Below are 11,896 nucleotides of genomic sequence, written 5' to 3'. Positions count from 1 at the left end.
CCTTTAAAAACATAAATACCCATCTTTGAAGTAATGAAATCAAAACCACCAAAATAGATAAAAATAGCTAGCATTAAAGTAAGAAAAATGGCTAATTTTCTAGCTGAGAGTAAATTTTTATATTTGCAAAAAAGAGAGAAAAATAAAGCAATAACTACTAAATTAAAAATCAAAATTTTATTTGCTATTAGTGGATCTTTAGTAAAAACATTTGAGCTTACGATGCTTATAAATATAAAAAATATCGCTTGATAATTTTGCAATCTATCTCGCATAAAAACTATCGTATATAGTAAAAACATAAAGAAAATGCTTAAAATAAGTGCATAAGAGCTTTGATACCACCAAAGATAAAGCGATACAAAGACTCCAGGCAAAACGATAAATTTTTGTTCATTTGTGTTTAAAAGCCTGATCAAAAAATAGATGATAAAAAGCGCAAATGTGACATTTAACATGTCACTATCAAAATATCCAGGCGATGTCCTTGAAAGATAGCTTGGCAAGATAACACTCATAAATGCAGCCACAGCCCCAGCTTTTAGCGCTTTGAGCTCATTTGATATCAAAATAACTGGAAGTGCGATAAGAGGAGCTAAAAAGATGCTCATATAAAACATCACGCTTTCGATCTTAAAAGGAAAAATTTTACAAATATAAAAAACTATGGTTGAGATTGGGTGATTAAAGGGGCTAAAGTCATTTTGCTGATGAAAGCCAGCCAGCATATCTCTAGCGCTCTCTGCGTAATAATATGCGTCATTTGTCGTAAGCATAAATTCGCCATTAAAGTAAAACTCTGGCATATCCTTTGCCCATAAGACCCAGAGCATCCTAGCCACAAATCCAAACAGATAAGCAGCCAGAAATATAAGTAAAATTTTACAATTTACGCTTACTTTGTGCACTAAATTCCTTACAGCCTAGCGTCAGCCTCTGGGTAGATATTTTTTATATCGTAAACTAAATGGCCTTTTAAATTTAGCTTTTTAAACTCATTGTGAGCTACGGCGATCACGATGCAGTCGTAGTCGTTTAGGTTATACTCTTTTACTAGATCAAAGCCGTACTCGTGTTTTACCTCAGCACTATCAGCCCAAGGATCAGTCACATCGACCTTGCAGCCAAAGTCTTTTAGCTCATCAACCACGTCTATAACGCGAGAATTTCTTATATCTGGGCAGTTTTCTTTAAATGTCATACCAAGAACAAGCACGCGGGCTTTGTTGATAAGCACGCCTTTTCTTATCATTAGTTTTATAACCTGATCAGCTGCGTATCTGCCCATATCATCGTTGATGCGGCGACCTGCTAGGATCATTTCAGGATGATAGCCTACCTCTTGAGCTTTGTGAGTTAGGTAGTATGGATCTACGCCGATGCAGTGACCGCCGACTAGACCTGGGCGGAAATTTAAGAAATTCCACTTCGTACCTGCAGCCTCAAGCACGTCAATGGTGTTGATATGAAGCTTTTCAAAAAGCATCGCAAGCTCGTTTATAAAGGCGATGTTGATGTCACGCTGAGTATTTTCGATGACCTTTGCGGCCTCTGCTACTTTGATGCTTGAAGCTTTGTGAGTGCCGGCTGTAATGATAGAACGATAAATTTCATCGACCTTGTCAGCGATCTCTGGGGTTGAGCCGCTAGTGATTTTTTTGATTTTAGTTACGGTGTGCTCTTTGTCACCTGGGTTTATACGCTCTGGAGAGTAGCCGCAGAAGAAATCTTTGTTAAATTTCAAACCACTTTTTTCAAGAAGTGGTACGCAAATTTCTTCTGTAACGCCTGGATAAACGGTGCTTTCATAGACAACGATGTCGCCTTTTTTAAGCACTTTTGCCACACTCTCAGTCGCTTTTACGACTGGAGTTAGATCAGGGCGCTTGTTCCTATCTATCGGAGTTGGAACGGTCACGATGAAGAAGTTACAACTTCTAATATCATCTAAATTTAGACTAAATTTCATGCCATTATCGATCGCTTTTTTCATCAGTTCGTTACTAAGTTCAAGCGTTCTATCATAGCCACTTTTAAGCTCTTCTATACGTTTTGCATTTACATCAAAGCCCACTACTTCGTACTTTTCGCTAAAAGCTGCTGCAAGTGGAAGTCCCACATATCCAAGTCCTACTACTGCTATTTTCATTTATTTTTTCCTTTCTTTTTTGCTTCTATCTTTTTTACGCGTTCATACATTCTTATTTCCGCACTTACACCTTTTGGAATTATGATTCTAATAGGGCTAACGCCTGGTAAAATTTTAGTGAATTCGTAATAAACCTGCCTCTTTTTCTTTCCGTCCTTGCATAGCATCATCGTTTGCGCTAGCTCATCCCCACCGCTAAATTCGTAATAAATCCCGCGCGCGTCCTCTTTTTCTTCAAGCTTCCCACCGAGTAAAAAGGCGAAATTGCAGTCGATTTCTATCTCTTTAAAAAATGCGACTTCGTATTTAAAATAATCAGGCGGCATCTTTGAGATAGGTAGCTCAAAAATATTTTCCTCGGTTTTTGGCGCATTTTCGCTCGCCAAAAGTGAAAACGGAAGCACGCAAGCTGCGATAAAAAGTAAAATTTTCCTCATGCCTTTACTCCGATTTGGAAATACTTAAATCCATGCTCGGCTAAAATTTTAGCGTTGTATTGGTTGCGCCCGTCAAATATGACGGCGTTTTTTAGCCTTTGCTTGATCTCCATAAAATCAGGCGATCTAAACTCGCTCCACTCAGTTACAAGTACCATAGCATCAGCGTTATCAAGCGCATCGTACTTATTTTTAGCATATTTCACATCTAAATTTGGCATATATTTTTTAGCTTCTTCGCTTGCTTTTGGATCATAAGCGACCACTTTTGCGCCAGCCTCGTCTAAAAGCTTTATCAAAGTTAGCGAGCTAGCCTCTCTCATATCATCGGTATTTGGCTTAAACGCAAGTCCCCAAAGTGCGATCGTTTTGCCCTTTAGGTCGCCGTCAAAAAAGTTATAAATTTTTTCAAATAGCACTCTTTTTTGAGCCTTATTTCTTGACTCGACCGCGTTTAAAAGCTCTGGTTCAAAGCCATTTTGCCTAGCCGTATAGATGAGCGCCTCTACGTCTTTTGGAAAGCAGCTGCCGCCGTATCCGCAGCCTGGGTAGATGAAGCTATATCCGATCCTTGAGTCGCTGCCGATACCTTTTCTTACTAAATTTACATCAGCGCCCACACGTTCGCAGATATTTGCTATCTCGTTTATGAAGCTTATCTTGGTTGCTAGCATCGAATTTGCAGCGTATTTTGTCATCTCGGCTGACTTTACGTCCATGCAAATGAGCCTGTCGTGATTTTTCATAAATGGCTCATAAAGCTCTCTCATCACGCTAAAGCCCCACTCACTACTAGCCCCGATAACTACGCGATCTGGCTTTAAAAAGTCCTCAACTGCCGCACCCTCTTTTAAAAACTCTGGGTTTGAAACGACTTCAAATTTAACCTCTACATTTCTCTTTTTAAGCTCAGCCTCGATCACCTCATGCACCTTAGCTCCAGTGCCTACTGGAACGGTTGATTTATCGACTACGATTAGCGGTTTGCTTAAATTTTCTCCGATAGATTTTGCCACCGAGAGGACATATTTTAAATCCGCCTGTCCATCAGCGCCCATAGGAGTACCAACTGCGATAAATAGCACATCTGCATGCTCTAGCGCCTCAGTTATCTGCGTACTAAATTTAAGCGAACCATTTTTGTAGCACTCGCTCACGATATCAGCAAGCCCTGGCTCATATATCGGTACGATACCGTTTTTTAGTGCCTTGATTTTTTTTTCATCGACATCGACGCAGATCACGCTGTTGCCCATCTTAGCAAAGCATGCACCGCTTACTAGTCCAACGTATCCGGTTCCGATTACTGCTATTTTCATGCTTATCCTTAAATTTTCTTTTCCCATTCAAGGGCGGTTTTTATAATGAGCGTTAGATCGTCTCTTTTTGGCTTCCAGCTTGTTAGCGAGCGCAGTTTGCTCGCATTTGAGATAAGGATAGCTGGGTCGCCGTCCCTTCTTGGCGCATTTAGCACCTTAAAATTTACCCCACTCACCTCTTTTGCGGTCTCGATAACCTCTTTTACGCTAAATCCTCTGCCGTATCCCACGTTAAAAGTTTCACTTCCATTTTGACCGATATACTCTAGCGCACTTATGTGAGCATCTGCTAGGTCACTAACGTGAATGTAGTCTCTTACACATGTACCATCTTTTGTCGCGTAGTCATCGCCAAAGATGCCCATACTCTCGCGCTTGCCAAGTATAGTTTGCACAGCTACTTTGATAAGGTGCGTGGCATTTGGATAGTTTTGACCGATAAGTCCCTCTTCGTCTGCACCTGCTACGTTAAAATAGCGCAAAATCGCAAATTTGAAATTTTCATTTGAAGCGGCGTAGTCTTTGATGATCTGCTCGCTCATAAGCTTGCTTCTGCCGTATGGATTTATCGGGTTTGTAGGTGTAGTTTCGCTTACCTCTGCCACGTCTGGCTCGCCATAAACTGCAGCAGTTGAGCTAAATATAAATTTATTTACATTGTAAGTTTTTGCGTATCTTAGCACCTTCGCAACGTTTGCGGTGTTGTTTAGGTAGTATTTTAGTGGCTCACTCATACTCTCAAAAACCTCTATAAACGCTGCAAAATGGATGATCGCATCAAATTTACCATTTGCGAAAATTTCACTTAGATCATCTTCTAGATTTGCGTTTATAAATTTAAAATTTCCGATTTTTTGGAGCGCATCAAGTGCTTTTTGTGAACCCTTGCAAAGATTGTCGATAATAGTTATCTCATCTTTGCCTTGCTTTAAAAGTGCTTTTACTACGTGGCTGCCGATGTATCCAGCACCACCTGTTACTAAAATTTTCAAGTTTAAGCCTTTCATAAAAAGTGGTTAATTTTATCAAAAATAGAGTAAAGCAAAAGTAAAGCAAGGCTTTTGAATAAAATTTAATCCTCTCTAACCCTCAAAAATATAGGAAATCTTGGCTTGCCGTTAGAGGTTAAATTTTGAAATTTATATGTGATTATGGAGCCTATCTTTGGGGGATTTCGGCGCTTTTCATCGCTTAGTCCAGAGCCTATTTTAAAGATAGTGCCAGATTTTGGCTCGCCAGCTTTTTCTTCACCCTGCTTGCCACCAAGCGCCTTGCAAGTGAGCGAGCCAGCAAGGTTAGCGTATTTACCGCTACCTTTGTTTATAGCGGTCACTTCACACTCGGCATCTTTAAATTTCTTAAATTTAAGCGCATTTTTACTTCGTTTTCGCTCGTACGGTGCATTTGGCTCACGTACGACTGCTCCCTCTCCGCCTTTTGCGATGATACTTTCAGTAAATTTCAAAAACTGGGCGTTATCTCGCATTTTTATCTGTTTTATGATGATTAAATTGTGATTTGGCTCATTTTTTAGAAATTTAGCCAAAACTTCAAGTCTAGCAAGTAAGCCACCACTTGCCTCCGGCACGTCAAAAATGTGAAATTTTAGCCTCTGCCAAGCTTTTTCATTGGGTAGCTTATCCATCACGGTCGCTTGAATTTCTTCAAATTTAAGCTCTTTTGCGTAAAGCTCGCCATCGAGTGCAAATTTTGGGAAATTTTTAGTAAAACTTAGCGGTGCATTTAGCTTTTTGCCCTGTCTTGAGAGTAAATTCTCTCCGTCCCAGTAGGCACGCACGCCATCAAGCTTCTCGCTAGCTAGCCAGCCTGAGATATTTTGATCTTTATACTCGCTAAGGCGCAATAAATCAAGAGAAAATGCAAAATTTAAAAGGACTAAAACCGTAAAAATTATTCTAATCAAGCTTTTGCCTTGCAAAAACAATAATTCATATGATCATCTACAACGCCCACGCTTTGCAAAAATGCATAGGTACTAACAGAGCCTAAAAATTTAAACCCTCGCTTTTTTAGCTCCTTTGCCACAAAGTCAGACATTGGCGTAGTAGCTGGCACTTGTTTGATATCTTGATAGTGATTTATGATCTGTTTGCCATCAAATTTTGGGTCAAATTTTCTTAACAAATATCCCCACAAATAGTCATAAAAGCTGCCAAATTCTTGCGTTACGGATAAAAATGCAATGGCATTTGCAGAAAGTGATTTTAGTTTTAATTGGTTACGAATCAGCCTCTCATTTTGCATAAATTTAGCTATCTCAGCCTCGCCGTAATGCTTGATCTTCTCTGGATCAAAGCCATCAAACGCCTCTCTCATGGCCTCTCTTTTTTGAAGCACTCCATGCCACGAAAGTCCCGCCTGAAAGCCTTCCAGAACTATCATTTCAAAAAATTTTCTATCATCTTTTACGACTTTGCCCCACTCGTTATCGTGGTAAGCTATATCAAGCTCGCCTTTTGCCCATTCACATCGCCTCATCTGCGTTCCTTAAATCTCAACTCCGTAAAACTTGCAGTACCACTCAACAAATTTAGCTACGCCGTCATTTACTTTTGTATTTGGCTTATAGTCAAAGTCAGCCACCAAGTCGCTCACATCAGCAAATGTCGCTGGCACGTCGCCTGCTTGAAGTGGGAGAAAATTTTTCTTGATCTCGCGGCCGATCTTTATCTCAACTGCTTTGATGTAGTCCATGAGCTCGACTGGGCTGTTGTTACCGATATTATAGACCTTAAACGGCGCTTTTGAAGTGGCAGGATCTGGATGCTTTGCGTCCCAGTTTGGATTAGGCTTAGCAGGGTTATCTATGCACTTGATGATACCCTTTACGATGTCGTCCACGTAGGTAAAGTCGCGCTTCATCTTGCCGTAGTTAAAGACGTCGATAGTTTTATCTTTAAGCGCAGCATCAACAAACAAAAATAGCGCCATATCAGGACGTCCCCATGGTCCATACACCGTAAAAAAGCGAAGTCCAGTCGTTGGCACATTAAATAGATGGCTATAAGTGTGCGCCATCATCTCGTTGCTCTTTTTAGTCGCTGCGTAGAGGCTTATAGGGTGATTGACCCCTTCGTGGGTAGAAAATGGCATGTTTTCATTTAGGCCATAAACCGAGCTAGAGCTTGCATAGACTAAATTTTTGATCTCATTGTGGCGGCAGCACTCTAGGATATTCACAAAGCCTGTGATGTTGCTATCGATGTAAGCTTTTGGGTTTATTAACGAGTAGCGAACGCCAGCTTGTGCGGCTAAATTTACCACTACGTCAAATTTTTCTTTGGCAAAAAGCTCTTTCATCGTCTTTTCATCAGCGAGGTCAGCTTTTATAAATTTTAAATTCGGATGCGTTTTTGAGGTGATAAGCTTGCCGTAGTCTATCTCGCTAGTCTCAAAGCCAGCCGTTTTTAGGCGCGCGAGCTTTAAATTTACGTCGTAATAGTCATTTATCACATCATATCCAACGACCTCATCGCCACGTGCTACAAGGGCATTTGCAAGATGAAATCCTATAAATCCAGCTGTTCCAGTTACTAAAATTTTCATATTTTTCCTTTCATTTTTGGCTTATTTTAGTGCAAAAATGTAAATTTACGTATTTAGATCAGGGTGGTCCCAGGTGTTAAATTCAGACTTTATGTCATCATTTTCTTGCCCTTTGCAACATAACCACTCAAGCCCTGCACGTCTTTCCATAACGACCTCTTCGTCAAGTCTAGCAACCTTTTTGCCATTTATCCTTGCGTCCACACACGCCCAGTGATAACGATAAACTAGGTCGAGTTTGCTTAAAATTTCATCCAAACTGCGCGACTTTGAGCGATTTTTGAGCCCACCATCTCTAAAGAAATCCATCACAAACTCACAGTCGCAAATTTTATCCATCTCTCCGATATCTTCAGCTATGCCAAGCGCCCAAAGCAATATCCAAAGCGACTCATACTTCCAGCCCATATTTACGGCTAAATTTATATCAGCCCTGCCCTCTACGACCTCTTTTTCTTTTACACTTAGGTCATTATAAAAATCGCCCAAAAAGTCTTTAGCCCAAGCTATCTCATCTTCACCTAGGTGGCCATTGTCGCGGATAGTGCAAGCACACATAATGGCCGTAAATGAGCAAACCGCACGAGTAATGATCTCATCAACGCTTCTTGGCGTAACTTCACTATTGTCATACCTTAGTGGCAGACTCTCAAGCACAGCCACACCCTCTTTTTTTAAAATTTTTATACTCTCATCTTTTCTTTGTTGTGCTGTTTTTGGCATATCCGTACCTTTTTTAAAAATATCAAACACTCCTATTTTTATCCAAAAAACTCGGCATTAAATTTCTCTTCGTTAAAATTTTTACCTAAAAATTTACAGGCTTCGATCATATCAGCTCTTGCTATTTCAAAGCAACTAGTAGCCCCAGGACTTGGAGTCATGTTAAAACTTATACCCTCGCCTGTGCTTATCTTGCCCTCGCCAAGCTCAAGGCACTTTTTATTACGGTCGATAACTTGTGGTCTTACGCCGCCAAAATTTACAGCATAGCTCAGATCGTTTTCACTTAGGCTTGGCACGATCTTTCTAGCATCTTTTACAAATTCTTTTTTATTGATAAATGGCACTTCAAATAAGAAATTTCTCAAAATATAAGATCTGATGTCGCTATCTTTTAAAAGATTCGTAAAGACTTCAAAGACATTTTTATCAAATTTTAGGCATTTACAAAAGTCAAAAAAGCTTGAACAGCCGTGGTATCTCTCTAGTTTTGGTATGACTAGAGCCGTTGGTCCAAAGCGAGTGTTGCCATTAGCTAGGATATCTGGATCGCCGTGAAGCGCAGCAAATGGTAGCTTATCGTTTTGCACCATATAAACTTTGCCGTTTAGTAAGCGTTTTTTTGCGAAATAAAAGCTTCCAGCAACGGGCAGTGTGCTAAGATGAAGCCCATAACCCATCTTGTGAGCTAGAAATAGCGAATGCCCTCCAGCATCTACTACAACGTAGTTTGCAGTGATCACCTCGCCATCATTTATCTTTATGTGAAATGTATCGCCCGCCTTTTTTATATCAGTTACTTCTGAGTTTAGGCTGATCTCATAACCATCTGCGCCTAAATTTAGCGCATTTTGCACAAGAGAGTTTGCTAGGCCACCAAAATCCATCGTCGTAAACTGCCCATTTTGCGTGCCTATGGCGATGATGTTTTCTGGCCTCTCATTACCATTTGCGTCAAAAACGACGTTTGGCTCGATTTGTTTTAACTGCTCTTTATCATAAATTTCAAGGTAAGGAAAAAGCTCTTTAAAACTCTCATATCTCTCTTTCATGCGCTCTACTTCGGCATCTCCGATAGCTAGTGCCATCTTTTGATGAGCGAACATATACTTGCCATCAAGATTGTATTTTAGAGCATATTTTACTGGCATATTTGCCACACGAGAGACTTTTTTTGCCTTTTCTAGTGTGTAATTTGTCTCGATATCGCCACAATGAATGGTTTGTGAGTTGCCTTTGCCGTTTGAATTTAGAGTAGCTACGCCGTCATATTTTTCTAAAAGTGCAACCTTTTTTATATCACTAAATGCAGCCAACTCGTAAAAGAGCGCCGTCCCGCTAATGCCTGCTCCGACAATTACCACTTCAAAGTGCTTCTGCCTCATTTTTTCTCCCAAAAAAGTTTAGTCGCCAAAATGATACTATATTAATTTTAAAACAAACAGCATAGTGAAAAAAGCTAGAATTTTTATATAAAAGAAAAATTTGGCAAGGCTTTCACCTTGCCACAAAGTTAAAATTTATAAGATACGTTTACTTTGAAATTTCTACCCGGCTCCCAGTCTACATAGTCTGGATTGCCTGTATAATCAGCCATTCTTTGAGACTGCGAAGCATAAGTTTTATTAAAGAGGTTGTAAATTCCAGCATTTATCTCTAGCCCTTTAAATTTGCCGCTACTTGGCGTATAGCTAGCATAGATGTCGCTAACTGCGTAGCTTGGTATCTTAGCGCTCTTATCATTACCGGCTGAGACGGTATTTTTTGATGCAAAGTAGATTAAGTTGTAGCCTATTAGCGTATCGATCCTTGAAAATGCGTACTCTGCGTTAAATGTGTATTTATCGCCCTGATCGCGGTAGCCGATAACGTTTGAGGTATAGTATCCGCCCCTTTCTGTGTTTGCAACTCTATCTTTATATTTTACCTTTTGATGAGTGTAGCTAGCAGCTAGGCTTAGTGCGTCTAAATTTAGCCTTGCAAGTAGCTCAACGCCACTTATATCAGCTCCACCAGCATTTATACGTTTAAAAATAGTTGTTGTATTTGGCGGCATTCCAATTTTATAAGAGCTGTTATCTACGATTAAGTTTTTATATTTTGTCATAAAGTATTTTGCAGAGAGGCTATATGAACTAGCTTCGCTTATATCACCATGATATTTAAGACCAGTTTCGTAGCTGTTTCCAGTTGTAGCTTTTAGATTTTTGTTGGCTTCAAAATTTTCTGCCATACTAGCATACATAGACTCCATGACATCAGGCCCTCTAAAGACTCTTGCATAGCTTGCAAAAGCGTTAAGACCTTTAAGTATCTCATAATCAAGTGCAAGTGCTGGGGTAAATTCATTGTATTTATAAGTGTAGCTCTTTACATTTCCGGCTCTACCATCGTAGCTTTTTAGCTCGTGATGAGTGTATCTGATGCCTGGAGTAACAGTTAACGAACTAAAATTTAGCGCATCTTCTGCGTAGATAGAGTAGTTATTTACTTTTTCAGGATAGTGATTATTTGGCTTGTTAAAATTTTTACTTTGGTAAAACTCAGCGCCGTATCTAAGCGTCTGCGTCAAAGCGCCGGTCTCGACTACGCTTTTAGCCTTTGCATTTATACCGTTTGTTTTTACGCCTAAAATTTTTAAGACCGGGTCATCTTTTTTATGCTCGGTATTGTATACCGTTACATCTAAATTTAGAAGATCGCTTGGTTTGTACTCGTATTTTAGCGTTGTAGTATCACGTTCATATTTTCGGTTATCAACAGGAAATTGACCAGTATACCAGCTGCCAAACTCGGCTCTCATTGGATACATGCCTTTAAATTCATTATGCTCTCTTGAGATAGAAATTCTATGCGCATCAAGGAAGCTGTAACCAAGCTTTAAAAGATAGCTAAGATCGTTTCCGTCGCCGCCTATCTTTCTTTTGTTGCCGCTTTTGCCGTAGTCGTAGCCCTTGTGATTAATAGCGGCTATAAAATCAAGCCCTTCAACCGGCGCGGTAAAGAGCATAAGGCCTTGAGAAAATTCGCTGTTATTTGAGGCGTATCCTGTCTTTATCTTTGCGCCGATGATCTCACCATCATCAAGCAAGTCTTTTGCATCAACCGTTTTAAAGGCGACCGAACCGCCAAGTGCACCTGAGCCGTTTACCACTGATCTTGAACCAACCTCGACATCAACAGCTTTTATAAGATCTGGATCGATCAGCAAGTCAGCGTTGTGGTGAAATGTATTTCCGTTTTGTTTTGCGCCATCTATCGTGATATTTAGACCGCGGTCGCTCACGCCCCTCATGTAAATTTTTTGATTCATGCCGTTTGTTCCGCCTACGTAAACCCCAGGGATGTCTCTCATCACGTCTTTTACTAGGCTAGCGTTTCTAGTTGAAATTTTGATGTCATCAACACCATATCCGCCACTGCTGCTTGTCACTTCAACACCACTTAGCACGCTCTCACTTGCTGCGTTTGCACAAACTGCTATGCTTGCTGCAAGAGAGAGTTTCAATAAGCTTTTAAATCTCATATTTCCTCCTAATTTGGTTATTAAAATTACTATTTTAATTTTATAGCATAATTTTGAGATTGAATATTATAATTTTAAGTATAAATTTTGGATAAATTTTTGAGTTTTTTGGCAAAAATATAAACTATTTTTAAATTTTAATTATCTAATAAATTAATTAGATTCTGAGATAAGG

11 protein-coding genes are annotated in these 11,896 nt (G+C 39.8%); all 11 read right to left on the bottom strand.

Annotated features, from left to right (window positions below; all coding sequences use genetic code 11):
• Nucleotides 1-908 (bottom strand): STT3 domain-containing protein (locus tag F3G69_RS03565; RefSeq protein ID WP_316341841.1); only part of this gene is annotated, 908 nt, incomplete at its 3' end.
• Nucleotides 909-916: 8 nt separating this feature from the next.
• Nucleotides 917-2,149 (bottom strand): nucleotide sugar dehydrogenase, encoded by a 1,233-nt coding sequence (locus F3G69_RS03560; RefSeq protein WP_103599844.1) that lies wholly within the window; start codon nt 2,147-2,149, stop codon nt 917-919.
• Nucleotides 2,146-2,586 (bottom strand): ecotin family protein, encoded by a 441-nt coding sequence (locus F3G69_RS03555; protein ID WP_103599845.1) that lies wholly within the window; start codon nt 2,584-2,586, stop codon nt 2,146-2,148. The genes F3G69_RS03560 and F3G69_RS03555 overlap by 4 nt, the downstream gene beginning before the upstream one ends.
• Nucleotides 2,583-3,905, bottom strand: a complete 1,323-nt coding sequence (locus tag F3G69_RS03550; protein ID WP_149714440.1) for a UDP-glucose dehydrogenase family protein — start codon at nt 3,903-3,905, stop codon at nt 2,583-2,585. Before F3G69_RS03550 ends, F3G69_RS03555 begins: the two co-directional genes overlap by 4 nt.
• Nucleotides 3,906-3,913: 8 nt before the next feature.
• On the bottom strand, nt 3,914-4,897 hold the full coding sequence (galE, locus tag F3G69_RS03545) for a UDP-glucose 4-epimerase GalE (protein WP_149714439.1): 984 nt from the start codon (nt 4,895-4,897) through the stop codon (nt 3,914-3,916).
• An 80-nt stretch (nt 4,898-4,977) separates the two neighbouring features.
• Entirely contained in the window at nt 4,978-5,826 is an 849-nt protein-coding gene (locus F3G69_RS03540; RefSeq protein ID WP_149714497.1) for a DNA ligase, read from the bottom strand.
• Entirely contained in the window at nt 5,826-6,404 is a 579-nt protein-coding gene (locus F3G69_RS03535) for a DNA-3-methyladenine glycosylase I (RefSeq protein ID WP_149714438.1), read from the bottom strand. Before F3G69_RS03535 ends, F3G69_RS03540 begins: the two co-directional genes overlap by 1 nt.
• 9 nt (nt 6,405-6,413) lie before the next feature.
• Entirely contained in the window at nt 6,414-7,472 is a 1,059-nt protein-coding gene (locus F3G69_RS03530) for an NAD-dependent epimerase (RefSeq protein ID WP_149714437.1), read from the bottom strand.
• A gap of 45 nt (nt 7,473-7,517) precedes the next feature.
• On the bottom strand, nt 7,518-8,195 hold the full coding sequence (locus tag F3G69_RS03525) for a DUF4272 domain-containing protein (RefSeq protein WP_149714436.1): 678 nt from the start codon (nt 8,193-8,195) through the stop codon (nt 7,518-7,520).
• 38 nt (nt 8,196-8,233) lie between these two features.
• Nucleotides 8,234-9,580, bottom strand: coding sequence for an FAD-dependent oxidoreductase (locus F3G69_RS03520; RefSeq protein ID WP_103599850.1), 1,347 nt, complete (start codon nt 9,578-9,580; stop codon nt 8,234-8,236).
• Between the two features lie 128 nt (nt 9,581-9,708).
• The gene (locus F3G69_RS03515) at nt 9,709-11,721 is read right to left on the bottom strand and encodes a TonB-dependent receptor domain-containing protein (RefSeq protein ID WP_149714435.1); all 2,013 of its coding nucleotides are present in this window, start codon (nt 11,719-11,721) and stop codon (nt 9,709-9,711) included.
• Nucleotides 11,722-11,896 lie beyond the last annotated feature (175 nt).

It is taken from the genome of Campylobacter concisus (genome assembly GCF_902460625.1).
GTDB classification, from domain to species: Bacteria; Campylobacterota; Campylobacteria; order Campylobacterales; family Campylobacteraceae; genus Campylobacter_A; species Campylobacter_A concisus_AD.
This window is presented reverse-complemented; position numbering and strand designations above follow the sequence as displayed.